This is a genomic window from Lysobacter capsici (genome assembly GCF_018732085.1).
GTDB lineage: Bacteria > Pseudomonadota > Gammaproteobacteria > Xanthomonadales > Xanthomonadaceae > Lysobacter > Lysobacter capsici_A.
Genome location: NZ_CP076103.1, coordinates 1,415,913 through 1,441,777 on the forward strand (window position 1 = coordinate 1,415,913; position 25,865 = coordinate 1,441,777).

A 25,865-nucleotide genomic window follows, 5' to 3' on the forward strand; every position below is an offset into this window, starting at 1 on the left:
CGTCGCCTGGAGGGCTTCGCAGCCTGGAGGTCTCTGTGGGAGGGCCTTTAGGCCCGACGCTGTTCGGTCAGCCGCCGCGATCTGAGAGAAAAGCATCGGGCCTGAAAGGCCCTCCCACAAAGACCTCGAAGCCCCGAGACTCATTCGAATCCCGAATCCCGAATCCCGCCCCCTCAGCGCGTCCCACCCGTCAACCGCAACGGCCCCTGCGGCCCGTTGATCCGCACCGGGATCGATTCCAGGCGCATGCCGCGGTTGATCTGCACGGCGAAATGCAGGTGCGGGCCGGTGCTGAAACCGGTGTTGCCCGACAGGCCGATCTGCTGGCCGGCGCGGACCCGCTGGCCCACGCGCACGATCACGCCGTTGTCGGCCTTGAGGTGGGCGTACAGGGCCATGGTCCCGTCGTCGTGGAGGATGCGCACGAAGTTGGCGCGGTCGCCGAACTTCTCCAGGTTCAGCCCGGCCTTGTCGAAATCCGATTCGACCTGCATCACCACGCCGTCGCGCGCGGCCAGCACCGGGGTGCCGATGTCGGCGGCGAAATCGATCGCGTAGCGGTGTTCGGGCTCGGTGTGGCTGAAATGGCCGCCGTAGCCCTGGTCGATGCGGAACTGCTGCTGTTGCAGCGGCAGCAGGTACTCGACGTTGCGCGCGCGGGCGCGCGGGTCGCCGGGCACGCTGCGCATGGTCAGTTCGAAATCGCCGCCGCGGGTCGGGTCCTGGGCGCTGAGCACGGCGACCACGGCGCTGCCGCGTGCGTCCACGGTGGCGTTGGCGGGCAGGCTGGGGTTGCCGGCGATGTTGTTGCTGTGGGTGAAGTCGAGCTGCACTTCGACCGGCCCGGACAGGCTGTTGTCGACCCAGGCCAGGTAGCGGTCGCCGTCCTGCTGCACCCGCAGCCGCGCGATCGCGCCGGGCTCGGCGCGGAACGGAATGACCTTGACCTCCGACGGCGGCGCCGCGGACGGCGCGCGATCGCCGTAATGGGTGATGCCGTTCCGGTCGGTCCAGCGATACAGCTTGCCGGCCTGCGCCGCGGGGACGGCGAGCAGGAGCAGGCACAGGCACATGGCGATCGGGGCGGGCAGGCGCGGCATAGTCGGGTCGGGCGGGGGCGGGGTCAGTTCAGGCAACTCGATTGCAACTGCAGGGCGCGGGCCACATCGCCCAGGTCGAACGCGGTCACCGAGCGGTCGTCGTGGACCGCGTACAGCGCGCCGGTCGGAAACGCGTTGGTGCCGGCCGCGTGCAGGGCGATGCCGTCGGTGTGCGCGGTCACCTCGCCGCTGAAGCTGCCGCGCGGTTCCAGGCTGTCGCGGTCGTAGACGTGGAAGATGGTGCGCGGCATCAGCTGGTCGACCGCGATCCAGTAACCGTCGCCCGCGCCGCAGCTCCACAGCGCCACGCCTTCGGCCTGGGCCTGGAAGCTGCGATCGGGCACGCGCCGGCCGGTGTAGTGGCCGGCGAGGGTGTATTCGCGCAGGGTCGACAGGTGGCGCTGGTCTTCGTCGGCGATCAGCAGGCGGTCGCCGGCGGCGTCGCCGGCGATCGATTCGACCACCCGCAGCGCGGCGTCGGCCGTGGTGTCGCCGAACGCGCCCTGGTACTCGGCGCTCATCGCATCGTTGTCGTCGAAGCGCAGCCGATAGCGGCGCACACGCTGATCGAGTTCGGCCAGCGGCGGCACCTGATCGAACTTCTCGCCGTACATGAAACTGTCGGTGATGTAGGCGTCCAGCTCGCCCGGCGCGGTCTCGTTGATCCACACGCCGTAGGGGCTGCGCAGTTGCGCCTCGCCGAAGCTGCCGAGCGGGGCGAAGTCGGGCAGGTGCAGGACCTGGACGCGGTGATTGTCGCGCTCGACCACGAACAGGTGGTCGCCGAACACCGCCAGCCCGTTGGGGCGCTTGAACTGGCCGGCTGCGCCGCCTTTTTCGCCGAAGGTGCGCAGGCGCTGGCCGGTGTCGGCGTCGTACACGGCCAGGCGGTGGGTCGACTTGGCGCTGGCGATCAGCCAGGTCGAACCGTCCGGGGTCGGCCAGGTGGCGAGCGAATCGAGCTCGTCCTGCGGACTTTCGGCTGAGACGAACCGCTCGGGCACGATCCGCAGCCCGGCCGGCGCCACGCTGGTGAAGCGCGCTTCCGATTCCAGGGCGGGGCGGGTCAGGGCGCAGGAGGACAGCAACAGCGTCGTCAGGGCGGCGGCGAGGAGGCGGCTATTCATCGGCTTAAGTGTATGCGCGGGCGATGTCGGCCGGGTGGCGGTCGCGGCCGGGATCGGGGGCTAAATAATAAATCGCTATATGCGGATGAAGCGATTGACACGCCCCCGGAGCGTCGGCAGACTGTGGCCATCCATCGAGACCGGCAGAGGGACAGGCCCTTTGAAGCCGGGGCAACCCAAGGCGGCGCAAGCCGCGTGAAGGTGCCAATTCCTGCGGCCCGCCCTTGAGGCGTCGGTCGGAAGATGGTTGCGGACACTCGCAGCGATGCGGGTGCGCGACTTGCGAACTCGGTGGCCCCGTTCACTTCGGATGACCGCCATGAGCTTCGCCCCCAGCACCGCCGCCGCCGACCGCGCCGAAAGCTTCGTCTCCTATTCCGCCGCCGCTGCGCCCATCGGTTTCGAGCGCGCCGCGTTCGAACGTCCCGCCGCGCGCGTCACCGCGACCCGCGGCGAGATCGGCATCGAGCTGGAACTGCGCCACTCCGGCCGCCGCACGCTGACCTTGCGCTACGAAACCCAGGGCGATGCGAGCTTGCCTGCGCTGTTCGTGGCCGGCGGGATCTCGGCTCACAAGCATTTGTCGCCGAGCCGTGAGTTCGGTGAGCAGGGGTGGTGGGAATGCCAGGTCGGCGCCGGCCGTTCGCTCGACCCGACCCGTTATCACCTGGTGTCCTTCGACTGGATCGGTGCCGACGGTTCGCTCGACATCGCGCTCGATCCGGCCGACCAGGCCGACGCGATCGCCGCGCTGCTCGATGCGCTGGGCATCGAACGCCTGCAGGCCTTCGTCGGTTATTCCTACGGCGCGATGGTCGGCCTGCAGTTCGCGTCGCGCCATCCGGCGCGGGTCGGCGAAGTGATCTCGATCAGCGGCACCCACCGCGCCCATCCCTATGCCGCCGCATGGCGTGCGCTGCAACGCCGCGCGGTCGCGCTGGGCGCGCTGCAGTGCGACGAAAGCCAAGGCCTGGCCCTGGCGCGCGAACTGGCGGTGCTGAGCTACCGCACTCCGGAAGAATTCGCCGAGCGTTTCGGCGCCGCGCAGGTGGTCGACGGCCGCGTGCGCGTCGCTGCCGAGGACTACCTCGACCACTGCGGCAACAAGTACGTTGCGCACACCTCGCCGACCGCGTTCCTGCGTTTGTCCGAGTCGATCGACCTGCAGCAGGTCGATCCGTCGAGCATCCGCGCGCCGGTCACCGTGGTCGCCGTCACCGAGGACCGCCTGATCCCGCTGAGCGAGTCCTACGACCTAGTCGAACGCCTGCGCGGCGAAACCCGCCTGCGCGTGCTGCGTTCGATCTACGGCCACGACGCGTGCCTGAAAGAACAAGCCCAGATCGACACCATTCTTCGCGAAGCGTTGGCCGACTGCACGTCGGTGGCCGCATGAGCATTCACCCCTACGGAGCGGCCCACGTGAGCAATCCCCATAACCCGCAGCATTCCACGCCCCTGCGCAACGCCTGTACCGCCGCGGTGCGCGCCGGCATCGATCGCGATACCGCGCACGGCGCGGTGACCCCGCCGATCGTGCTGTCGTCGAACTTCAGCTTTGCCGGTTTCGACCAGAAGCGTCAGTACGACTACACCCGCAGCGGCAATCCGACCCGCGACCTGCTGGCCGAAGCGCTGGCCGAACTCGAAGGCGGCGCCGGCGGCGTGATCACCTCGACCGGCATGTCCGCCATCACCCTGGTGCTGCACGCCTTCCTCAAGCCCGGCGACCGCATCGTGGTGCCGCACGACGGCTACGGCGGCAGCTGGCGCCTGTTCAATGCACTGGCGGCGAAGGGCGCGTTCGAACTGGTCACCGCCGATCTCACCGATCCGCGCTCGCTGACCGAAGCGCTGGCGACCAACCCGGCGGTGGTGTGGATCGAAACTCCGTCCAACCCGCTGCTGCGCATCACCGATCTGCGCTTCGTGATCGAAGCCGCGAAGGCGCAGGGCGCGCTGACGGTGGTCGACAACACCTTCCTGTCGCCGGCGTTGCAGCGTCCGATCGCGTTCGGCGCCGACCTGGTCGTGCATTCGACCACCAAGTACATCAACGGCCACAGCGACGTGGTCGGCGGCGCGGTCGTGGCCAAGACCGCCGAGCATCAGCAGCAGCTGACCTGGTGGGCGAACGCGCTCGGTTTGACCGGTTCGCCGTTCGACGCCTTCCTGACCCTGCGCGGCCTGCGCACGCTCGATGCGCGCCTGCGCGTGCATCAGGAAAACACCCAGGCTATCGCCGAGCTGCTCGACAACCATCCGGCGGTGCGCGTGGTGCATTACCCGGGCCTGCCATCGCATCCGGGCCATGCGCTGGCCGCGCGCCAGCAGAAGGGTTTCGGCGCGATGCTGAGCGTCGAGATCGACGGCGGCGTCGAAGCGGTGCGCGCGTTCGTCGACGGCCTGACCTGTTTCACCCTGGCCGAATCGCTGGGCGGGGTGGAAAGCCTGATCGCGCATCCGGCGACCATGACCCATGCGGCGATGTCGCCCGAAGCGCGCGCCGCCGCCGGCATCGGCGACGGCCTGCTGCGTCTGTCGGTCGGTATCGAGCACCTCGACGATCTGATCGCCGATCTGCAGGCCGCGCTGGAACGCGCGAGCGCGGCGGTGGCCACGGCCGCGCGCGTCAAACGATGAACGTCGCGGCCGGCGTTGCGCATTCGGAAACGTTGCGGGCGCTCGCGCCGCAAGCGCAGGCCCGCGCCGCGAACGCGTCCGCGCGGGTCGCCCTGCTCGGCACCGGCACGGTCGGCAGCGCGGTGATCGCGCGGCTGGCCGGCTGGCGCGGCGGCGCGCTGGACGGACGCGTGTCGCTGGTGCATGTGGCCAATTCGCGGCGCGCGGCGGTCGCCGACGGCATCGCGCCGGAGCGGGCGGTGGCGGCGCTGGCCGAATCGAGCCGTGCCAGTTCGCTCGATGAGGTCGCGTTCGCGCTCAAGGGCGACGGCGTGCGCGTGGTGATCGACGCGACCGCGAGCGAAGCGGTCGCCGAGCGTCACGCGCAGTGGCTGGCGCAAGGCATCCATGTCGTGACCGCGTGCAAGATCGGCCAGGGCACCACGCTGGCGCGCTGGCGCGCGATCCGCGAGGCCTGCGCTTTGGGTGGCAGCGGTTACGGCGACAGCGCCACGGTCGGCGCGGGTCTGCCGCTGCTGCGCTCGTTGCGCGAGTTGCAGGCCGGCGGCGATCGCATCCACGCCATCGCCGGGGTGTTGTCGGGCTCGCTGGCGTGGTTGTTCAACCAGTACGACGGCATGCGTCCGTTCTCGGCTTTGGTGCGGCAGGCGCGCGACGCCGGCTACACCGAGCCCGATCCGCGCGACGATCTGTCCGGCGAAGACGTGCGGCGCAAATTGCTGATCCTGGCGCGCGCCGCCGGGGTGGCGCTGGATGCGAGCGAGGTCGACGTCGCCTCGCTGGTGCCGCCGGAATTGGCGATCCTGTCCAAGGACAGTGTCGATGCGGCCTTGCCCGCGCTCGACGGCCCGCTGCGCGAGCGCTATGCCGCGGCCTACAAGGACGGCGCGAAGCTGCGGTTTCTCGCCCGCCTGGAGCGCGGCGAGGACGGGCGGGTCAGCGCCAGGGTCGGGCTGGAATCGCTGCCGGGCGACCATCCGCTCGCCGGTGGCGCGGGCACCGACAACAAGGTCGCGATCTGGTCGGACCGGTATCGCGTGCAGCCGCTGGTGATCCAGGGGCCGGGTGCGGGCGCCGAGGTGACGGCGGCGGGGTTGCTGGACGATGTGTTGCGGTTGATTGGTTGAGCCGCGCAGTTCGCCGCTTCATCCGCTCTTGCTGTTCCCCCTTTGGAGAAGGGGCAGGGGGGATTTGCTCTTGCACTGACGCGATTGGCCACGGTCGAGGTAGCGCGGTCGCGGCTCGCGCCGCTCCTACAGGTAGCCCATGCAGGAGCGGCGCGAGCCGCGACCGCGAATTCGCAACTTCTGCGTAACCCGCGACTTGGCGCGCCACCCATTTGGCGCCTGCGACGCACAACTCACGCCGCGTCCACATCAATGCCACGCATCGTGCATAACATTCGCCGCATCGGCGAATGCCGGCCCTAGAATGCCCGGACCCTTCGGCGCAGACCCGCCGATCCGCGCGCCCCGCGTATTCCAACCAGGCCTCGCCACGCATGATTTCGCCACGCACGACCGCGACCCGTTGGCTCCCCGTGTTGGCGACGCTCTGCCTGAGCGTGGGCTGCGCGCGGCTGTTCGACCCCAAGGACGAATTCGACCGCAGCCCGGTGCCGGGCGTGCCGGACTACCGCGACGAACGCAGCTGGGCGGCGCTGCCGAGCCGGCGCGACGACGCCGACGCCACCCCGATCGGCATGCGCAACCGCCAGGCCGATGCGCCGGTCGACGTGTTCTTCATCCATCCGACCACGTACTTCTCGCGCGACAGCTGGAACCAGCCGCTCGGCGACGAACGCGCCGATCGCGGCACCGACTTCACCCTGCGCGCGCAGGCCAGCGCCTTCAACGACAGCGGCCGGGTGTTCGCGCCCAATTACCGGCAGATGTCGCTCGCCGGCTACGTGTCGGCGTCCGATGCGGACCGCGACAAAGCGCTGGATCTGGCCTATGCCGACGTGCGCGCCGCATTCGCCGTGTATCTGCAGCATTACTCCAACGGACGGCCGTTCATCATCGCCGCGCACAGCCAGGGCAGCGGCCATGGCCTGCGCCTGGTCTCGGAGCTGATGTCCGACCTCGCCACCGATCCGAGCCTGCGCAAGCGCCTGGTCGCGGCCTACCTGATCGGCGCGCCGGTGCCGCGCGACAGCCTGCAGCGGGTGATTCCCGGCGTGCCGCTGTGCAACGCGCCGAGCCAGACCGGCTGCGTGGTGTTCTACAACTCGGTCGAGGCCGGCGAAGACCGGCCCAAGCGGTTCGAACGGGTGCGTGCGTGGTATCCCGACGGTTATCGCACCATCGAGCATCCCTCGCTGCTGTGCGTGAACCCGGTGACCTGGTGGGCCGACGAAACCGCCAGCGTGGCTTCGGCGCATCTGGGTTCGGTGCATGCCGAGCCGCGTCGTCCCTTGCCCGAGCCGCAGAGGGGCCGGGTAAGCGCGCAATGCCAGGACGGCCTGTTGTCGGTGACCTTGCCCGACGGCGAATGGCGCCGGTTCTGGTTCGGCGGCGACCAGCACGTCAACGACTATCAGCTGTTCTACATGGACCTGCGCGCCAACGCCGCGCAGCGGGTGGCGGCGATGCGCAAGGGTTCGAACGCGGCGCCGGCACCGGCCACGCCGACGCGCGGCAAGGCCAAGCCCGCGCGCAAACCCAAACGCTGAGCGATCCGCGTCGCCGCTCGGGCGATGCGGCGGATCGCAAACGGCGCGGCGCATTACACTGCGCCGATGAATCTCGACGCCGATATCGTGCCGGGCCGATCGATCGGCGACATCGTCCTGGGCCAGGCAGCGCTCGAACTGATCGAAGGTCTGCAACAGCGCCACCGAGTGAGCGCACGGCCGGCCTTGAACCCGGACTACACCTGCTACGACATCGACGAGGCGATGACGATCGTCGTCGGCAATCGCGATTTCGTTGTCGCCAACCTGGCCGCGCGCCGCGGTTACCGCGGTCGCCTGTTCGGCTACATCCATGCCGGCATGCGCGTGCATGAGCTGATCGCCGGCGCTTCCAGCGCCTTGCTGAAGGCGATCCACCCACACAATGAATTCGTGTACCTGGACCGCGCCGAAAGCGTCGGTTTCCTGTTGCCGCCACAGTACGACGATGCGGTCGACCGGATCGAGCATCTGCCGCCCGATCTCGTGCTCGACACGCTGTACGTGATGCCGGCGGCGATGCGGCAAGTGCCCGGTCGCGACGGCAAGCCGTCGTGGCGGCCCATCGACTGAGCCGCGGGGCCACGGCACGGTAAGCGATCGCTCCGGCCGCCTGCCGGCGCGCGGACGTGAGCGCGTCGGCCCACGGTGATCGCGCGGTCGCGATCCTGGTCGAACGCACGGGGTCGTCGTCGCGCGAACGCATGTCGGCTAAACCGGTGTCGAGCGATGGCGAATGCTTGCCGCCGAAAACGAAATCGGAGCGCCGATCGGGGGGGTGATCGGCGCTCCGTTGCAGATCACCGTGGCGTATCGCTCGCCACGGCTTTGCAAAACTGCGAATAAGTGACGCGCGATGGCGTCGGGTGGAACGTGTGTCGCGTGGATGGGAGCGGGCTTGCGGCCCTCACCCCAACCCCTCTCCCGCGGGCGGGAGAGGGGCTTTTCGCTGCTTCGGCTTACTTCACGATTGGCTTCGGGCCGATCACTTCAGGCCGTCGTTGATCGCGGTGGCCAGGCTGCCCTGGGCGTCGTCGCCGCTGAACTCCCAGAAGAACGCGCCGCCCAGACCCTGGGTCTTGACGTACTGCATCTTCTGGCCGATCAGCTGCGGCGTGTCGTAGCTCCAGAACGTGGTGCCGTTGTACTTCCAGGTGGCCTGCGCGTTGTTGTCGGTGTAGACCGTGCCGGCGAGGTTCTTGAGCACCTTGTAGTCCTCGATGCCCGCCTCGTAGGTGCCCGGTGCGGCGCTGCCGCTCTGGTACAGACCGTTGTTGACGTTGGGCACGTTGGTCCAGCCGCGGCCGTAGAAACCGATGCCGAGGTTGAGCTTGCTGGCCGGCACGCCGCGCGACAGGAAGGCTTCGATGGCGTCGTTGGAGTTGTAAAGCTTGACGTCGCCGGTCGACGGATCGTTCGGCGAAGCGAACAGCGCCGAGTGGTGATTCGTCTTGGCTTCCCAACCGCCGTGGAAGTCGTAGGTCATCACGTTGATGAAATCCAGGTACTGGTGGTACGCACCGGGATTGGTCACGCGGATCTTGTCGATGCCGGCGCCGACCGCGACGGTCAGCAACAGGCCCGGACGCACCGCGTCGAGCTGACGGCGGAACTCGGCGAGCAACGCGGTGTAGTTGGCGTTGTCTTCCGGACGCTGCGCCGTCGGGCACTCGATGCCGCAGACCACCGGGTATTCCCAGTCGATGTCGATGCCGTCGAACACGCCGGCCGCCGCGCCCGGGCCGCCCGCGCCGTCGGTCACCGGCAGGTTGCCCTTGATGTAGGCGTCGACGCACGAAGCGACGAAGGCCTGACGGTTTTCAGGACGCGCCGCGCTGGGGAAGTTGCGCGACCAGGTCCAGCCGCCGAGCGAGATCAGCACCTTGATGTTCGGATGCTTGGCCTTGAGCTGCTTGAGCTGGTTCCAGCTGCCGCGCAAGGGCTGATCCCAGGTGTCGGCCGCGCCGCTGACGCTTTCGCCGGCCTGGAAGGCCTTGGTGTAATCGGCGAACGCATCGCCACCGGCGCCGGTGTTCGGATCCGACGCGACGGTCACGCCGACTTCGCAACGGTTGTTGCGCACGTTGCCGAACGCGTAGTTGATGTGGGTCAGCTTGCTGGCCGAGCCGCTGGTGTCGATGTTCTTGACCCGGTAGTTGCGGCCGTAGATGCCCCACTGGGCGAAGTAGCCGATCACCTTCTTGTTGCCGCCGACGACCGGCGGCTTGGTGGTCGCGCTGACCGACGCGCTCTGCGCCGAGGCGTTGCCGGCGTTGTCGCGCGCACGCACGGTGAAACTGTAGCTGGTGCTCGCGGCCAGGCCGCTGACGGTGAAGCTGTTGCTCGCCGGCGAACCGACGATGCTGCCGCTGCGGTAGACGTCGTAGCCGGCCACGCCGCTGCCGCCGCTGTTGTCGGTCGATGCGTTCCAGCTCAGCGAGACGCTGTTGGAGGTCTGCGACGGCGAGCTCAGGCCGCCGGGCACGCTCGGCGGGGTGGTGTCGGCCGGGCCGGAGGCGACGGTGATGCTGACCGCGGCCGAGGTCTTGGTCGCGCCGAGGTTGTCCTTGGCCACCGCGGTGAAGCTGTGGCTGCCGGCAGTGGCGTTGTTCCAGGTCACCGCATACGGCGCGCTGGTGTCGACGCCGAGCGAGCTGGCGCCACGGAAGAATTCGACGCTGGCGACGGTGCCGTCGCTGTCGGCGGCGTTGGCGCTGACGGCGATGTTGGCGCCGACGTTGTAGCTGGCGCCGGCGGTCGGCGAGGTCAGCGATACGGTCGGTGCCTGGTTGCCCGGGCCGGTGCCGCACACGCCCAGGTCGGCGTAGTAGTTGCAGCTCGGGCAGTAGTTGGGCGGCGTGTTCCAGATCGGGCCGTTGGCCTGATACAGGTGATTTTGATACGTCATCTTGTCGCCGGCGGCGTAGATGGCGGAGGCGTTCCAGGCGGCAACGCCGGCGCAGGACGCGCCTTGTGCGTAGGCCGTCGATAGCGACGATGCGGCAAGCATGGTCGACAACAGCAGGTGGGCGGACCGAGTGTGTCTCATGGTGCTTCCTCTCTCCCGTGCATAGTCAAGACATTGCCGGCCATGGCCGGCCAGCGGCGGTTCCCGCCCGTGTTGAAGGAAGGCCCTCGAACCTTCCGTCGTGCATGGGAGGCTCGGGCCTCCTCGAGTGATCGGCGGAGGTCCGCCGTCGGTGATGCATTGCCTGCCGCGCACTGCCGCGGTAACGGCGCGACCGGGCGATAACCGGTCCGTGCGTTGGTGCCGATGGTTCTGGTCCTGCGAGCCCGCGCGATCCCGCCACGCACCGCCTCCCTCACGGCCTCGTTCACGGCGCTCGACCGAGTGCGATTGCGAAGCAAGCTGGAGTTGGCTGACAACGTTGTCAACTTAGGTCGTCGTTCTTTGCGCCGCAGTTCACAGAAAGCCAGGATAGGCCCTGACAACGTGAGTAGTGGGTGGTCTGTTTTGCTGCGCCGCAGCGCGCCGCCGCGCGGCGATTTGCCTCAAAAAGGACAAGCGGATGTCCGAAGGACAAATGTGCGCACAGGCGTGCGGGGCTTGCACTGGGGCGGCGCGCGAACGAACACAGGTTCCGCGCGCGGGTCTTGCGATGCGCGCTCAGCGTCCGGGCATGTCTGATGGCGTCATTGCGACGCTCCAGCGCGGCGAACGGGCGTGGACCGGCGAACGAGCGCTATCGGTCGCCGCGCACCGGTCCGATCGGATCGCGGACGCTAGGTCCGTTTGTCCTCGACATGCACGACAGTCAGCTCACGGCCATCCAGGTCGCGCTGGCCCCGGCCGGTCAACCCGATCACCAGCTCGCTCGCCTCGATCTCGCCGTCGTCCTCGACGTAGGTGAGCACGTCGGGGTGATGGCAGGTGACGATCCAGCCCGGCAGCGGGTCCAGATCGATCACGCTGAAGTCGGCGGCCGGCGAACCGACGTGAACCGGTCCGTACTCGCGCAGGATGTCGCGGGCCTGCGTCGCCAGATCGCCCTCGGGCGACATCAGGATCACGCAGGTGCCGTGCGCGAACAGCACCCAGGATTTTTGTTCGCCGATGATGATGCCGCGCCAGTTGGCCGCTGCTTCGTTCGCGTTGGTCATGTCTTGAAATTCAACCGGGTCGGGCGTGCGATCGCGATGCGCGTCGAGTTCAAGGCGCTGCGTCGAGCTGGGTGAGCAAGGCTTGATTGAAGCGCGACGGCGCTTCGACCTGCGGCGAATGGCCGAGGTCTTCGAATTCGACCAGCCTCGCGCCCGGGATCGCGCCGGCGGCGGCGCGTCCGAGCGACGGGTACAAACCCAGCCTGGCCTTGAGCGCATCGTCGGCCAGATCGCGATTGATCGCGGTGCGGTCGCGCTGGCCGATGAACAAGGTGGTCGGCACGCGCAGCCGCGCGAACTCGTGCACCACCGGCTGGGTGAACACCATCTCCGAGGTCAGCGCCTGGTTCCAGGCCACGCGCTCGCGGCCCGGGCCGGCGTACAGGCCGGCGAGCATGCCGACCCAGCGGTCGTACTCGGGTTTCCATTGGCCGCTGTAGTACACGGTCTGTTGATACTGCTTGATCGTCGCGAACGAGGTCTTGAGTTCGCGCGCATAGGCCTCGTCGACGCTGCGCCACGGCACGCCGAGCGCTTTCCAGTCTTCCAGGCCGATCGGGTTGACCAGCAGCAGGCGCTGGGTGGCCTGCGGATACATCAGCGCGTAACGCACCGCGAGCATGCCGCCCATCGAATGGCCGACGATCGCCGCGCGTTCGATGCCCAGCGACGTGAGCAGGGCCTGGGTGTCGGCGGCCAGTTCGTGCAGGCTGTATTGATGATGGGCGGGCTTGCTGGATTTGCAGAAGCCGATCTGGTCGGGCGCGATCACCCGATAACCGGCATCGCTCAAGGCGGCGATCGTCGATTCCCAGGTCGCCGCGCAGAAATTCTTGCCGTGCAGCAGCACCACGCTGCGGCCGTTGGGCTTGGCCGGCCGCACGTCCATATAGGCCATGCGCACCGCTTCGCCCTGCGAGCGGAATTCGCGGTAGGCGACCGGGTAGGGGTAGTGGAAACCCTGCAGCTCCATGCCGTAGCGGGCGCTGGCGGGTTCGTTCGCCGGCGGTGTGGCGGCGAGGCTCAGCGCCGGAAGCAGGGAGCACACGATCGCGGCGGGCAGGCGCATGGTCGTCGGCCGGAGAAGGGGGGAGCGCTCATCCTAAAGCAGGTGCGCGGGTGGGCGATGCCGGGGTTATAGTCGCAGCGCGCAGTTCCCGTCACCGCCGCCAGGGAGGCCGCTCGGATGAAATCGACGATCAAGTGCGGTGCGCTCGCCACGGGTCTCATGCTCGGTCTGAGCATCGCGGCGGCCCATGCCGGCGAACGCCTGCCGGTGTTGGACGAATCGCCCGCGTGCGCGCATCGCAAACTCGGCGTGGTGACGATCGAGGCCGGCAATCGCGTCACCGAGGTGAGCATGGACCGCAATCCGAGCCCGGTGAATTACGCCCGCGCGTTCGATCGTCTGGCCGACGCGGCGGCGCAGCAGGGCGGCAATGCAGTGGTGCTGCGGCGGCATCGTGCGACTTACTACACCCGGTCGGGCAAGCGCACGCCCGAGGCGGTGCATGTGCAGCTCAGCGGCGCGGCGATCCGTGTCGACGGCGATCCGGCGGCATGCCGGCTGGTCGTGGTCGATCCGCGCGAGTACTCGCAGCGACGCGACGGCGACAAGATCGTGCAGACGACTTCGGACAAGGCGTATCAATCGGATTGAACGATCGGATCGATCGGGTCGCGCCGATTGCGTGGGATCGATTGTTGCGGCGAATGCGCCGGTGAGTGATCGACGCGCGCATGGACGGCGCGTCGTTCGCGCCATGACGGTCCGAGCCGGCTCTACACGGCCTGCTCGAATCAGCCTGCTCGAATCGGCCCGCTCAAATCGGCCTGCTCCAATCGGCTTGTGCTAATTGGCCGGCCTGAACCGGCTTGCTCGATTCCGCCTGCCCGAACCGGCTCGAACCGGTCCGGGCCAGCGCATCGACCTCAGTGCGCTTCGCCGCCGGACTCGCGCAACTCGCGGACTTGCTTGGCGTCCACCGCGCCGGCCTGCCCGCCGTAGCGACTGCGCAGCCACCGCGCCAGTTCGGCGACCTGCGCATCGTCGAGTTGATCGGCGAACCCCGGCATGTCCTGCATGCGTTCCAGGCCCGGCAGGTCGTGTTCGGGCAGGCCGTCGAGGATCGCGACGATCAGATTGTGCGGATCGGCATCGCGCAGGCCGCTGTTGCCGAGCAGCGCCGGCGCCACATGCGGCACCCCGGCGCCGTCGCGGCCATGGCAACCGGCGCACAGGGCGAAATAACGTTGCCGCGCCGGTGACGCATCGTCGCCGGACGCGAGCGTCGGCGCGGCGGCGGCCGGCAGCGGCGTGTCGCCGGTGAGGTAGATCGTCAGCGCATCGAGGTCGTCGGCGCGCAGCCGACTGCTCGACAGATTCACCACCTTGAGCATTTCGTCCGAGGCCACCGCATGCGGGCCGATGCCGGTGGCCAGATAAGCGCGCAGGCCGGCGCGATCCCAGCCGCGCGCGGCCAGGGTTTGCGGCGTCAGCGCGGGCGCGGCGAAGCGGCCGAGCGCGTTGTTGCCGGCGAGCGGACGATCGCGATCGACCTGCCCGAGCATCCCGCGCGGGCTGTGGCATTCGCCGCAGTGGCCGAGCGTTTCGGCCAAGTATTCGCCGCGCTTCCACATCGCCGACTGACCCTGCGAGGCCGGCTTGGCGGTAGCGCCCGCAAATAACCAGTTCCAGGCGTGGATGCCGGTGCGGATATTGAACGGGAAGCCTACGCCGTTCTTGCGGTTTTCCTGCCGCACCGCCGGGCGCGTCATCAGGTAGGCATAGATCGCGTCGCTGTCCTCGCGTGTGATCGTCTTGTACGACACGTACGGCATCGCCGGATACAGCTGATGGCCGTCGCGCGCTTCGCCGCGGGTGATCGCGTGGAAGAAGTTGTCGGCGCTGTAGCGGCCGATACCCGTCTCGGCATCGGGCGTGATGTTGGTGCCGTGGATGACGCCGAACGGCGAGGCCAGCGGCACGCCGCCGGCGAACGGCGCGCCGCCGTCGGCGGTGTGGCAGGCCGCGCAATCGGCCGCGGCCGTCAGGTATTGGCCGCGTTCGATCTGGGCGGGCGTGGCTTGCACTTGCACGGCCGGGCCGCGGTGGTACCAACGCGCGATCAGCCAGTCGACCAGCAGCCACACCAGCGCGATCACCGCCAGCCAGAACAGCAGGCGCAGGATCGAGCGTTTCCAGCGGCGTCGGCTCATGGCGCCTTCTCCGCATCATTGCGCTTGGACGCGCGATCGCTGACCAGCCCCGGCGTTTCCAGCACCAGCTGTTTCACTGCCTGGTAATAGCGCACGTAACCGGTGCAGCGGCACAAATGCGGATTGAGCGCCTCGGTGATCGCCTCTTCGACCTGCGCGCTCGCGATCGGCCGCTTCGCCAGGCGTTCGAGCAACACCGTAGTCGCATTGACGAACCCCGGCGTGCAGTACCCGCACTGGAAACTGAAATGGTCCAAAAACGCCTGCTGCACCGGCGACAGCGCGACGATGGCGCCGCTGTCGTCGCGCTTGGCATGGCCCTCGACGGTGCGGATGCGCTTGCCGTTGAAGTAATGCGCGCCGGTGATGCAACTGCGCACCTCGCGCGGGCCGTGTTCGTCGTCGACGATCACCGTGCAGGCGCGGCATACGCCCTGGCCGCAACCGAAGCGGGTGCCGGTCAGGCCGAGGTACTCGTGCAGCACGTCGACCAGCATCATGTCCTCGGGCACCTCGACCGGCGCTTGCGCGCGGCCGTTGATGTGCAAGGTCAGCGGGCGGGTGCGGATGCTCGGGCCGCTCATGCGCGCGCCTCCTGGTCGGATTGCGTCATCGTGGTGGCTTGCGGCGGCGTCTTCGGCGCTTGCGCCTGCGCATAGGCGGCGAGGATCTTGTCCGGCGTGATCGGCAGTTCGCGCAGGCGCAGCCCGGTCGCGTGAGCGATCGCGTTGGCGATCGCCGGCACGATCGGGATCATCACCACTTCGGCCATGCCCTTGGGCGCATCGGTCGGCGACAGCGGCGGCAGCACCTCGCCGGTCTGCCGCCACACCGCGACATCGCGCGCGCGCGGCAAAGTGTAACGGTTGAAATTCCAGGTGCCGTCGCCCGGGCCGCCTTCGTACAGCGGCAGGAATTCGTGCAGCGCATGGCCGATGCCCATCGCCACGCCGCCCTGCAACTGGCTCGACACCAGCTCGGGCACGATCTGGCTGCCGCATTCGAGAATCGAATGATGGTTGAGCAAGTCGACATGACCCGTGGCGGTATCGACCGCGACCTCGGCGATCGTGCCGATCGCGCTGTAGTAGACGACGCCGGCGTTGTTGCGTTGCACCGGCGGATAGAACACGCGCGTGCGTTCGACGATGCGGTAGCCGTTCGCGGTCGGTGTGCCCGGCCCGTCGGCGCTGCCGTCGCCCCAGCGCAGGGCGAGGCCGTCGAGCGGCAGGCGGGGATCCTCGCGCAGCGGGAACTCGGCCTGCGTCCACTGCCAGCGATTGAAGTAATGCACCACCGCGCCAGTGGCCAGGCCCAGTTCGTAGGCCTTGGCCGCGAGTTGCTGCAGGCTCAAGGGCTGCAACCCGGCCGTGGTGAGTTTGCCTTCGACCCAGCGCGCGTCCTCGCGCCGCGCCACCAGCGGCGCCAGTTGGCCGCCGCCGAAACCCTGGCTCCACAGCGCCTGCGCCGCCGGCCACAGGCCCTGGGTGAACAGCAGGCGCGCGGCTTCGCGGCTGGCGTGGCTGAAGAAGTAAGCCGAATTGCTGGCGCTGCTCGGGCTGGCGTAGTTCGGCGTCCAGCGCGGGTTGCCGACGCGCGCGTCCTGGGTGGCCTGCGACATCAGCCACGGGTCGTCGGTGGCGACCATCGGCAATTCCGGCCACTGGGTTTCGCCGGTCAGTACCTCGTCGGCCGGCCGGCCGAGCCATTGCGCGCACACCGCGGCCTGGCTGGTGGCCATGCCGGTGCCCATCTCGATGCCGGTGTGGCGCAGCGCGATGCGGCCGTCGCGGCTGAGCGCGACTTCGGCGAACGCGGACTCGCCGCCGGTGCCGTAATCCTTCTGCACGCAACCGAAACCCACGCCATAGCGCTTGCCCGGATGCGCGGCGTCGTACTCGGCCTTGCGCTTCGCGCGCCGCGTCCACAACGGATGCTCGCGCGATTTCTTCAGTACTTCGTCGGCGCGTTGCAGGCCGGCGGGGATCGCGCCCTGGGTGTTCTTCATCCCGGTCGCGAACACGTTACGCAGGCGCAGTTCGATCGGATCGAGCTTGAGTTCGGCGGCGATCTCGTCGATCAGCATCTCGGTCGCGCCCATGCTCTGCAAGGTGCCGTAGCCGCGCGCGGAACCCGCGTCGAGCGCGCGCGAGGCGATCACGGTGCTGCTCAGGTCGCTGCGCGGGAAGTAATAGATCGACTGCGCCGCGGTCGCCGCGACCAGACACACCGACGGCGAGAAATTCATCCGTCCGCCGCCGTCGCCGAGCATGCGTCCCTGGAACACTTCGAAGCGGCCGCTCGCGCGATCGAGCTTGAGCCGATAGTGCATGCGGAAGCTGTGGCGCTTGAGGCTGGACTGGAACTGCTCGTAACGGTCGTTGGCCAGCCTTACCGGCCGGCCGCCGCCGTACAGCGCGGCCATCAACACCACGAACGGAAACGCGTTGTGGTCCTTGGAGCCGTAGCCGACCGTGTAGCACGGATGCAGCACCAGCCGTTTCACTGCGAACTTGCTGGCCGCGAGCATGCGCGGGCCGTCTTCGGCGATCTCGTTGGGCGACTGGGTCGCGCTGACCAGGTGCAGCGTGCCGGTCGCGGCATCGAACCAGCCGTTGCCGTTGTCCAGTTCCATCGCCGCGGTGTCGATCGATTGCGAGAAATACTCGCGTTCGAACACCAGCTTGCCGTCGCCGGGGCGATCGAGTTCGGCCGCCATCGCATCGGCGTGCGCCACGCCCTGCGCGTCGAGCTTGCCGCCGGCGTCGCCGGTGACCCATTGCGGGTTGTGCTTCTTGTAGCCGCTGGGGAACAGCACGGTGTCCTTGTAGCTCGAGTACGCATCGTCATCGAACGCACTGGCGCCGCCGACGCGCACGTAGCGGAACGTCGCCCACGGGTCGCGTTCTATCGGCCCGGTCTGCGCGCCCCAGCGGATCAGTTCGTCGCGGAACTTGAGCCGGCTCTTGGCGGCGCGGAAGCGGGCGAAGTCGTTCCAGATCAGCAGCGCCACCGCCTGGCCGAGGTAGGCCGGGGTCTTGCCTTCGGGCAGCAGCAGGTCCTCGCCGTAGAAGGGCGGAAACGCGACCCCGTCGCGGGCCAGATCGGCGGCGGTGACGGTGCGGTCGGGTTGCAGGTCGGCCGGCAGCGAGGACAGGTCGAAGCCCTGGTAGACCCGGTCGGCCTGGGTCAGGCGCAGCAGCATCGCGTGGGCCTGTTCGCGCGGCCAGCCGGGCAGGTCGTGCGAACGCATGTCGTAGCTGAAGAGTTTTTCGCCGGTGACCTTGGCGGTGGCGTCGGTGCGGTAGCGGATGCGGCCGGTGGCCGGGTCCCAGGGCATCGGCCGCAGCCGTTCTTTTTCGAACAAGGCCGCGAGCGCGGCGCTGCCGGGGGCGGCGACGTAGACCGTAATGCCGGCGACCACGCTGCATTTGAGGAAGTCGCGACGGCTCAAGCGGGCTGGCATGGGCGGGTGGCTCCGGCTGGCTCTGCCCGATAGTAGGCCCATGTGGCGTGGGAAAACACGGTGAAATTCGCAGGGGGCGCAGGCGGCGTGGTCTGGCCGTGCCGGTGGCGATGGCCGCGGCTGCGGCCGTGCGAGGTTTTTTGTGGGAGGGGCTCCAGCTCCGACGCTGTTCGATCCGGTCGCATCGAAGCCATGTCGCCCCGGATCGAACAGCGTCGGGGCTGAAGCCCCTTCCACACAGACCTCGGCGTGTCTCGCGATCTTTCAGGTTCCTGCTAAGGAAGGTGAGTGGATACCGTGTTGGATTCCACCGCTTCATCGCACCACTGTTGTATCGCGCTCGCCGCTTGCGCAGGAACGGCTTGCAGCACGAAATGCGGCGCGTCGAGCTTGACGCAGCCAGTCTGCGGCCGCGCCTGCTGGATCACAGACAGACTGTCGCGGCCGACCAGCCGGTCGTGCGCCGCACGCAGATAAAGCATCGGCAGATCGATCTCGCCCAGCGCGGCGGTCGCGTCGACGCCGCGGACCGCATCGAGCCGATGCGCGAGCACCGCGGGCTGCACGGCATTCAATGTCGCCCGGATGCGCGCGCGCCATCGCGCGTCCGACCAGCGGCCGAGCATCATCTGCGCGACCAGCCAACCCGGGACGCGCGACACCGGCAGCTTCGTCGCCCAACGCGGCAACATCGCCGCCGACCAGGGCGACCCCGGCGGTCGCGGCGCGCGCGCGAACGAGGCGCACAGCACCAACCCGGCCAGATGCGGCGGACGTTGCGCGGCCAACGCGATCGCCACCGGCCCGGAGAAGGATTCGCCGAGCAACAGGTAAGGCCGGTCGGTCGGCAATTGCGGATGCACGAATTCTGCAAGCTCGGCGTAACCCAGCCTGCGATCGCGCGGATAGGCGATGACCTGGGTGTCGAAGCGCGGCGCCATCGCCGCGACGAACTCGTCCAGCAAGGCGCCGGTGCCGTCCATGCCAGGCAGGACGAGGCAGCGCATCGCGGTCATGACGCGCGCGGTTGCTCCAGTTTCGCGGCCAGGCGGTCCAGGGCCTTGAGCATCATCGCGCGGTGGCGCGCGAGTTTCATCCAGGTCGGCAGGCGCGAGATCATGGTCTTGTTGCCGGCCGTGCGGTATCGCTCGCGTTGGTCGGCGGCGATGTAGCGCCTGAGTTCGTCGATGTGTTCGATGTTGTAGGCCCACAACAGGCCGGCGCGGGTGCGTTCGATCAACCGCAGCGGCAGGCCGAAATGCGGGTCGTGGCCTTCGCGGTCGCGTTCGCGCTGCGCCTGCACCGCGACCTCGCTGCTGCGACGGCAGATCGGGCACCGCACCGCGACCGGATCGGCCGAAGGCCGCTGTTGGTATTCGTTGAGCGCGATCGCGATCGCGCCGCTCGTGCGTTGAACCTGATTCACGTACAGCCATTGGTGGCCGCAATAGCCGCAGGGACGGCGGCCGATCAGCCGCACCTGGCCCAGCCAATCGTCGCGTTCGCTATGCGCCTGGAGCCGGCAATGCGCGCATCGGAACACCGTGGTCCATCGCCGTTGCGCCAAGCTGGCGCGGACGACGCCGGCGTGACCGCAGCGCGGGCACGACACCTCGACGCGCTCGGCGAACGAGGTCAGCCACAGGCCGCCGTCGCGATGTCGGACCGGCTCGCTCACCGCGCGCTCAGCACTCGATGACGTTGACCGCCAGGCCGCCGCGCGAGGTTTCCTTGTACTTGTCCTGCATGTCGCGGCCGGTGTCGCGCATGGTCTTGATCACCTTGTCCAGGCTGACCTTGTGCTTGCCGTCGCCGCGCATCGCCATGCGGTAAGCGTTGATCGCCTTGACCGCGCCCATCGCGTTGCGTTCGATACAGGGGATCTGCACCAGGCCGCCGATCGGATCGCAGGTCAGGCCGAGGTTGTGTTCCATGCCGATCTCGGCGGCGTTCTCGATCTGGCTGGTGGTGCCGCCGAGCGCGGCGACCAGGCCGGCGGCGGCCATCGAACAGGCCACGCCGACTTCGCCCTGGCAGCCGACTTCGGCGCCGCTGATCGAGGCGTTTTCCTTGTACAAGATGCCGACCGCGGCCGCGGTCAACAGGAAATTGCGCACGCCCTGCAGGTTGGCGCCGGGGCAGAAGCGGTCGTAGTAATGCAGCACCGAGGGAATGATGCCGGCCGCGCCGTTGGTCGGCGCGGTGACGACGCGGCCGCCGGCGGCGTTTTCTTCGTTGACCGCGAGCGCGTACAGGTTGACCCAGTCGAGCACGGTCAGCGGGTCGCGCATCGCCGCCTCGGGTTTGGTCGACAGTTCGGCGAACAAGGCCGGCGCGCGACGCGACACGTGCAGGCCGCCGGGCAGGGTGCCGGTCTGGCGGATGCCGCGCGCCACGCAGGCCTGCATCGCGTTCCAGATTTCGTCCAGGCCGGCGTTGATCTGCTCGTCGGTGCGCCACACGCGCTCGTTGGCCATCATCATCTCGGCGATGGTCAGGCCGCTGCTGGCCGCTTGCGCGAGCAATTGGTCGCCGGAATGGAACGGATACGGCTGATCGGTGGTGTCGGCGACGATGCGGTCTTCGGCCGCTTCGTCCTGGTTGACCACGAAGCCGCCGCCGACCGAGTAGTAGTCGCGCGTGGCGATCACGTTGCCGTCGGCGTCGAACGCGGTGAAGCGCATGCCGTTGGTGTGGAACGGCAGCTTCTGCCGCTTGTTCATGATCAGGTCGTGCTTCTCGTCGAAGCCGATCTCGTGACGGCCGAACAGATTGATGCGCTTGCTCTTGCGGATGCGTTCGAGCGCGGCGGGGATGATGTCGGGATCGATCTGGTTCGGCCAATGGCCTTCCAGGCCCATCAGCACGGCCTTGTCGGTGCCGTGGCCGCGCCCGGTCAGGGCCAGCGAGCCGAACACCTCGGCGCGCACGCGCGCGGTGCGGGCGAGGTCGGCGCCGGGTTCGCCGCTGCCGTTGCCTTCGATCAGCCAGCGCTCGATGAAGCGCGCCGCGGCGCGCATCGGGCCGACGGTGTGCGAGGAACTCGGGCCGATGCCGATCTTGAACAGGTCGAAACTGCTGACTGCCACGGGCTTGCTGCTCCAACGAAGGGGGTCGGGCGTTGCTGGCGTGCCGCGCGGACCGGCGTGCTGGATCCGGCCGCGGGGGCGTTAAGCGGCTTATTCTACGCGCGCCCTGCTGCTGCGAGTGCTGCGCTGTTCACGAGCGCTGTATCGACGGCGGCGGGTTTTCCCGCCATACCGCAGCGAATTGACGATGAGCCCGAAGCCGACTGTGCTGACTTTGTTCCAACGCGACGATTGCCATCTGTGCGACCTGGCGCTGGCGGTGCTGGCGCGGGCGCGGGCGCCGGAGTTCGACTCGGTGTTCATCGATGACGATGAGGCGTTGGAGGCGCGGTATGGGGAGCGGGTGCCGGTATTGCGCGACGAGGGACGCGGGATGGAGTTGGATTGGCCGTTCGATGCGGCGCAGGTGGCGCTGTGGCTGGAGCGGGTCGACGCCGACTCGGCGACATGAGGACGACGCATGCGCCGGGAAGGTATTGCGATGAAACCTTCGCGTGCGTTCGCTTCGGTCGCGCAGGGACCTGAAGACGAGGGTTTCTTTCGCCCGGATGCCGACACCGGCCCGTAATGCGGCGCCCCGCTTATCCTTGCGTCGAAGTTGCTGCGGGCAACTTCGCAGTCGAGACGGTCTGGGCCAAGTCCGGCACCGATCGAGCGATCGAGCCACGCCGCCCTTCTCGCGGTCAGGCCATTGCTAACCCCTGCGGGCAGCGTGCTGCCGCAGTCACGGCGCCGTCAGCCCGGCGTCGGAGCGTTCAGCGCGGCCCATTGCCGCGGAGCCGGCGCGGCGACATCGAACACCCCGCTGCCGGGACGATGCAATGCCAGGGCCCAGGCGGCGTATTGACGCGCGGGCTGCTGGCCGTCGCGCAGCAGGGCCTGCCAGGCCTCGGGAGTGCTGGCGCGGCCCGCCAGCAGTCTCGGCTCGCTCAAGCGGCCGCGATGAGTGTTCCACCATGCGGCGAACGCCTCGGGATCGGGATGCCAGCCGTCGCCTTCGTCGTCGGTTTCTTCATCGTCGCTGTCGACGGCCGCGTCGGCGGCCGCCAAGTCGCCGGCCTGGGCCGGGCTCGGATCGTCTGGCGACGGATTGGCCTGGACCGGCTCGGCGGCGAGCGCTTCGCGTTCCGCGCCAGTGAGGTGCATGAAGGCCGAAGCGGCCGCGGCTGCAATCGCGGGGTCGCGGACCCAGTCGATCAAGCGGGGAATCCAGCGGGCGGCGCCGGCCGCGCGGATCAGCGCGATACGCAACTCGGGCCGCAGATCGTCCTCGCCGATCAGGGAATCGATCTCCGGCGCGCTCAACCGCAGCCCCAGGACGGTCAGCGCGAGCGGCGTGGCTTGGCCGTGCCGCAGCGCTTCGAGCAAGCGCGGCAGCCCGTGGTCGTCGCCGAGCAAGGCCAGCGCGCAGGCCGCGGCTGTCCGACACGCCGCATCCGTATCGTCCAGCGCCGCATGCAGGCGCCACGAGGCGTCGCGATCGCCGGTCTGTCCGGCATGCAGCAGGACCTGCGCGCGCAGGTGCGGATCGGGGTCGTGCGACAAGGCATCGAAGGCGTCGCCCAGGCTGTGCCGATGGAACGAATGCGCGGCCACGGCCAGGCGGCGCAGGCGCGGATCGGGGCTGTCGAGCCACGCCGACGCCGATGCCGCCACGCACGACCACGGAAGCCATCGGCAAGCATCGATCAGGCCGGCGAAGGTCTCGGTGGCGTCTTCGATCGATGCCAGCAATTCGTCCCAGCGCGTGCCGGCGCGGTCGGTCGCGGCGCGGTCGAATGCGAGGACCGCGCACACGAACGCCTCGCCGGGCATCCGCCAACGCGCAAGCTCGGCCAGCGCCTGGCGCCATCCGGCCTCGCCGTTGACCCGCAGGCCTTCCAGGTTGGCTTCGAGCAGGCCGTCGCCGTGCGCGAGTTCGTCCAGGTCGAACTCGGGCGAGCGCGATCCCTCGTCGCGGAACTGCCAATAGAACGCGGCGTCGGACGCGTGTTGATAGACGACGATCGCGATGGTCGCAAGCGCGGTCATGCGGACGGCTTCTTGGCCTGATCGCGTGCGAGCGTGGCGAGATCGAACAGCAGCCGCCATTGCCGGCCATCGTGCAGCGCCGAACCGAATTCGGGCGAGCGCATAGGTCGCTCAGTTGCCCGATCGCCGTGGCCCACAGCGCGTAGCTGAACGATCGCCCCGCCTTCCGCGCCACGCCCTGGGGACGCCGCCAGCCACAGCCACACCCCGGCCCCAAAGGATCGGCCGGTGCATCGAAATCGTCGCCCGCGACCGTCCGCGGCGTCGCGCCGCTCGCTCGCGCGGCGGCGGGTTGCGACGCGCCGGCGGCCGTCGCGCCGGACAGCGCCGTCGCAGCGCCGCTGCGCGCCGCAGCCGCGTGCGCGCGCGGCCAGCGTCTTCAGCCGCGTGACCGCGCCGCGGCGCGGTTGGTCCAGGCGTTGGGATCGGCGCAGGTCGCAGGCCGCCGCTGGCGTACAGATGGCCGAACAGCGTCTTCAGCCGCGTGACCGCGCCGCGGCGCGTCCAGGCTGCGGCGTTCAGGTGATCGCCGCCGCCGCGTCATCGGCGAGGTCCACGCCGACGAAACGCTCCTGCGGCTTCAGGCTGACGCCCGCGTGCAGGTCGCGCATGCCGGTCATGCGGGTCCATCCCCAGGCGTCGTCGGGCTCGTCGAGAAAGCACGACACGATGCTGGTGGTGCGCTGCTCGTCGGGCGGCGGCGAGCGGGCGTCGTCGTACGACGACAGCAAGGTCCAGTAAAGGATGTTGCGGTCGCGGACCACGCAGTCGATGACGTGGTAGCCGTGAAAATGCTCTTTGTAGTCTTTTTCGCGCAGGATCATGGAGGCGCCTTATCGATTCTTGCCCGTGGACGTGGATGGCGAGGGCGTTCCGCCCGCGGTACCCGCGGCCGCTTTCATGTTGCCGGTGCATTTGTTCTTGTAGTAACCGTCGAGCTGCGCCTTGAGGCATTTCTCGTCGCACAGCGATTCGGGAAAGGTGTCGTAGAAACTCTCGATGGCCATGTTGCGGGCTTTCTTGTAACCGATCTGTTCGCCGCCGCCGAACAAGGCGTATCCGTCCTTCTGGTTCTGGACGATCTTGCTCAGGTTGCGGTGGATGGCGCCGTGCGAGCCGTGCGAGTTGTTGGTGCCTTCCACGCAGATGGTCGGCGCGTCGGCATGCACGTAGCCCGGACAACCGGCGGCGACCATTTCCTCCGGAATCAGATGGTGCCCGGTCTGCCCGGGGCAGCAGCCCTGGCCGGTGAGGCTGTCGGTCTTGCCGTAGGGCACCATCGCGCAGCGGCGCGCGCGCGCGCAACCGTCGGCCTTGGCCGCCATCGACATGAAATCCGCGGCGGCCTTTTGCGGATCGTTGCGCACGTTCTGGCTGAACCGGTCCAGCTCCTCGGCGACGTTCTTGAAGTCGGCCACCTGCTGCTTGATCTTGTCGATCTCCTGGTAGATCTGATACCCGTCGACCACGCCCGAACCGACCGTGACCAGGGTGTCGCCGACGTTCCAGATGGTCGCCGCGGCTTCGGTGAACGCCGCGCCCACGCCGCCGATCGCCGCGCCGCCGGCCGCCACCACCCATTTCGCGCCGGCGCGCGCGGCCAGCCGGCCGCCCTTTTTCTGCGCCATTTCCAGCACTTCCTGGGTGACCTTGCCCTTGAGTTCCTCCAGCGCGGCTTCGGCCGCGCCGGTGAGGTCGCCCTTGAGTTCCTCGATCTTGTTGAGAAAATCCTCATGGCCCGTGGCGCTGGGCTTGATCCAGAGGAAGTCGCAGTTCTCGCGCATCCAGCTGGTGTTGTCGGTGCCGCCCTTGGACAGCGTCTTGCTGTGCTTGGCGTACTTCGGGCCGAGCAGGCGCTTGAAGCTGGAGCGGCGCTTGGGCTTGTCCTTGTTGTGTTGTTCGTCCTCCGGGCCGCACTCTTCCTTGATCTTCTTCTTGTCGTTGGCGCAGGCGGCCGCGGCGTCGGGCGTGTCCATGTACACCGTCGGCGGCGTATTGGCCGGCGAGCCGTGGTTCTGGGTGATCTTGTCCTGATGGCGGGTGACGTTGAGACCTTCGGCCTTGACGTTCATGGACCAGCTGATGAAGTAGGCCTTGCCCTTGATCTTCGAGGACACCACGCCTTTCTTCAGCCCGGGCGTGGCCGGATCGTCGCCGATGCTGGTGCCGATGTAGGACTTGTTCTTGCGGCACACCGGATGCGAGCGCTTGACCAGCACGGTGCGCGCGCCTTTCGCCAGGTCCTTGGCGAACGCGGTGTTGGGATACGGCACCGGCACGCCCGGCGGCGGCGGACCGGGGCTGAAGCACACGTCGGGAAAGGCCGTGGACTTGCCGTCGGCGGCCTTGCTGCAGATCTCGCGGTCGTTCGCGTAAACGTGGGTTTCCATGGGC

Annotated in this window: 21 protein-coding genes and 1 riboswitch; of the genes, 7 read left to right on the forward strand and 14 right to left on the reverse strand. The window is 68.6% G+C overall.

The features are described 5' to 3' along the window. Window positions 1-173 precede the first annotated feature (173 nt). Together KME82_RS05725 and KME82_RS05730 are read right to left on the reverse strand one after the other, a co-directional pair. Complete coding sequence (locus KME82_RS05725; protein WP_215497671.1) at window positions 174-1,100, reverse strand: peptidoglycan DD-metalloendopeptidase family protein; 927 nt, start codon at window positions 1,098-1,100, stop codon at window positions 174-176. Between the two features lie 23 nt (window positions 1,101-1,123). Further along, window positions 1,124-2,227: a phytase gene (locus KME82_RS05730; protein WP_215497672.1), complete on the reverse strand. Its 1,104-nt coding sequence runs from the start codon at window positions 2,225-2,227 to the stop codon at window positions 1,124-1,126. A gap of 128 nt (window positions 2,228-2,355) precedes the next feature. Further along, a riboswitch (SAM riboswitch) is annotated at window positions 2,356-2,477 on the forward strand. A 69-nt stretch (window positions 2,478-2,546) separates the two neighbouring features. On the opposite strand from KME82_RS05730, the gene metX reads away from it, so the two are divergent. From metX to KME82_RS05755, 5 genes are all read left to right on the forward strand, one after another. Then, window positions 2,547-3,623, forward strand: a complete 1,077-nt coding sequence (gene metX, locus KME82_RS05735) for a homoserine O-succinyltransferase MetX (RefSeq protein ID WP_252255637.1) — start codon at window positions 2,547-2,549, stop codon at window positions 3,621-3,623. Between the two features lie 62 nt (window positions 3,624-3,685). After that, on the forward strand, window positions 3,686-4,870 hold the full coding sequence (locus tag KME82_RS05740) for an O-succinylhomoserine (thiol)-lyase (RefSeq protein ID WP_252255767.1): 1,185 nt from the start codon (window positions 3,686-3,688) through the stop codon (window positions 4,868-4,870). A 32-nt stretch (window positions 4,871-4,902) separates the two neighbouring features. Beyond that, the gene (locus KME82_RS05745) at window positions 4,903-5,997 is read left to right on the forward strand and encodes a homoserine dehydrogenase (protein ID WP_430538831.1); all 1,095 of its coding nucleotides are present in this window, start codon (window positions 4,903-4,905) and stop codon (window positions 5,995-5,997) included. A 413-nt stretch (window positions 5,998-6,410) separates the two neighbouring features. Beyond that, entirely contained in the window at window positions 6,411-7,544 is a 1,134-nt protein-coding gene (locus tag KME82_RS05750; RefSeq protein WP_215497676.1) for a DUF3089 domain-containing protein, read from the forward strand. Between the two features lie 24 nt (window positions 7,545-7,568). Further along, window positions 7,569-8,117 (forward strand): hypothetical protein, encoded by a 549-nt coding sequence (locus tag KME82_RS05755; protein ID WP_215497677.1) that lies wholly within the window; start codon window positions 7,569-7,571, stop codon window positions 8,115-8,117. A gap of 412 nt (window positions 8,118-8,529) precedes the next feature. Here the strand turns inward: KME82_RS05755 and KME82_RS26870 are convergent, their stop codons facing one another. From KME82_RS26870 to KME82_RS05770, 3 genes are all read right to left on the reverse strand, one after another. Then, window positions 8,530-10,593 (reverse strand): glycosyl hydrolase family 18 protein, encoded by a 2,064-nt coding sequence (locus tag KME82_RS26870; RefSeq protein WP_430538799.1) that lies wholly within the window; start codon window positions 10,591-10,593, stop codon window positions 8,530-8,532. A gap of 695 nt (window positions 10,594-11,288) precedes the next feature. Then, window positions 11,289-11,666, reverse strand: coding sequence for a hypothetical protein (locus KME82_RS05765; RefSeq protein ID WP_215497678.1), 378 nt, complete (start codon window positions 11,664-11,666; stop codon window positions 11,289-11,291). 49 nt (window positions 11,667-11,715) lie between these two features. Further along, the gene (locus KME82_RS05770) at window positions 11,716-12,735 is read right to left on the reverse strand and encodes an alpha/beta fold hydrolase (RefSeq protein ID WP_215497679.1); all 1,020 of its coding nucleotides are present in this window, start codon (window positions 12,733-12,735) and stop codon (window positions 11,716-11,718) included. 117 nt (window positions 12,736-12,852) lie between these two features. Between KME82_RS05770 and KME82_RS05775 the strand changes: the two genes are divergently transcribed. After that, the gene (locus KME82_RS05775) at window positions 12,853-13,326 is read left to right on the forward strand and encodes a hypothetical protein (RefSeq protein ID WP_215497680.1); all 474 of its coding nucleotides are present in this window, start codon (window positions 12,853-12,855) and stop codon (window positions 13,324-13,326) included. A gap of 272 nt (window positions 13,327-13,598) precedes the next feature. On the opposite strand, the gene KME82_RS05780 is transcribed toward KME82_RS05775, so the two are convergent. From KME82_RS05780 to KME82_RS05805, 6 genes are all read right to left on the reverse strand, one after another. After that, entirely contained in the window at window positions 13,599-14,885 is a 1,287-nt protein-coding gene (locus KME82_RS05780) for a cytochrome c (RefSeq protein ID WP_215497681.1), read from the reverse strand. Next, window positions 14,882-15,469 carry a (2Fe-2S)-binding protein gene (locus KME82_RS05785; RefSeq protein ID WP_215497682.1) on the reverse strand — a complete coding sequence of 196 codons (588 nt, stop codon included), beginning with the start codon at window positions 15,467-15,469 and terminating at the stop codon, window positions 14,882-14,884. Before KME82_RS05785 ends, KME82_RS05780 begins: the two co-directional genes overlap by 4 nt. Then, the gene (locus KME82_RS05790) at window positions 15,466-18,351 is read right to left on the reverse strand and encodes a xanthine dehydrogenase family protein molybdopterin-binding subunit (RefSeq protein WP_215497683.1); all 2,886 of its coding nucleotides are present in this window, start codon (window positions 18,349-18,351) and stop codon (window positions 15,466-15,468) included. Before KME82_RS05790 ends, KME82_RS05785 begins: the two co-directional genes overlap by 4 nt. Window positions 18,352-18,626: 275 nt before the next feature. Beyond that, complete coding sequence (locus KME82_RS05795) at window positions 18,627-19,367, reverse strand: alpha/beta fold hydrolase (RefSeq protein WP_215497684.1); 741 nt, start codon at window positions 19,365-19,367, stop codon at window positions 18,627-18,629. Next, window positions 19,364-20,029: a hypothetical protein gene (locus tag KME82_RS26540; protein ID WP_252255638.1), complete on the reverse strand. Its 666-nt coding sequence runs from the start codon at window positions 20,027-20,029 to the stop codon at window positions 19,364-19,366. Before KME82_RS26540 ends, KME82_RS05795 begins: the two co-directional genes overlap by 4 nt. A 7-nt stretch (window positions 20,030-20,036) precedes the next feature. Beyond that, complete coding sequence (locus KME82_RS05805) at window positions 20,037-21,440, reverse strand: L-serine ammonia-lyase (RefSeq protein WP_215497685.1); 1,404 nt, start codon at window positions 21,438-21,440, stop codon at window positions 20,037-20,039. A gap of 187 nt (window positions 21,441-21,627) precedes the next feature. Between KME82_RS05805 and KME82_RS05810 the strand changes: the two genes are divergently transcribed. After that, window positions 21,628-21,891: a glutaredoxin family protein gene (locus tag KME82_RS05810; RefSeq protein ID WP_215497686.1), complete on the forward strand. Its 264-nt coding sequence runs from the start codon at window positions 21,628-21,630 to the stop codon at window positions 21,889-21,891. Between the two features lie 284 nt (window positions 21,892-22,175). Here the strand turns inward: KME82_RS05810 and KME82_RS05815 are convergent, their stop codons facing one another. The 3 genes from KME82_RS05815 to KME82_RS05825 all read right to left on the reverse strand — a co-directional run bounded on the left by KME82_RS05815 (window position 22,176) and on the right by KME82_RS05825 (window position 25,861). Beyond that, window positions 22,176-23,471 (reverse strand): HEAT repeat domain-containing protein, encoded by a 1,296-nt coding sequence (locus KME82_RS05815; protein ID WP_215497687.1) that lies wholly within the window; start codon window positions 23,469-23,471, stop codon window positions 22,176-22,178. A 518-nt stretch (window positions 23,472-23,989) separates the two neighbouring features. Further along, a complete protein-coding gene (locus KME82_RS05820) occupies window positions 23,990-24,295 on the reverse strand; it encodes a hypothetical protein (protein WP_215497688.1) in 306 nt (101 codons plus the stop codon). Between the two features lie 9 nt (window positions 24,296-24,304). After that, the gene (locus KME82_RS05825) at window positions 24,305-25,861 is read right to left on the reverse strand and encodes a PAAR-like domain-containing protein (RefSeq protein ID WP_215497689.1); all 1,557 of its coding nucleotides are present in this window, start codon (window positions 25,859-25,861) and stop codon (window positions 24,305-24,307) included. Window positions 25,862-25,865 lie beyond the last annotated feature (4 nt).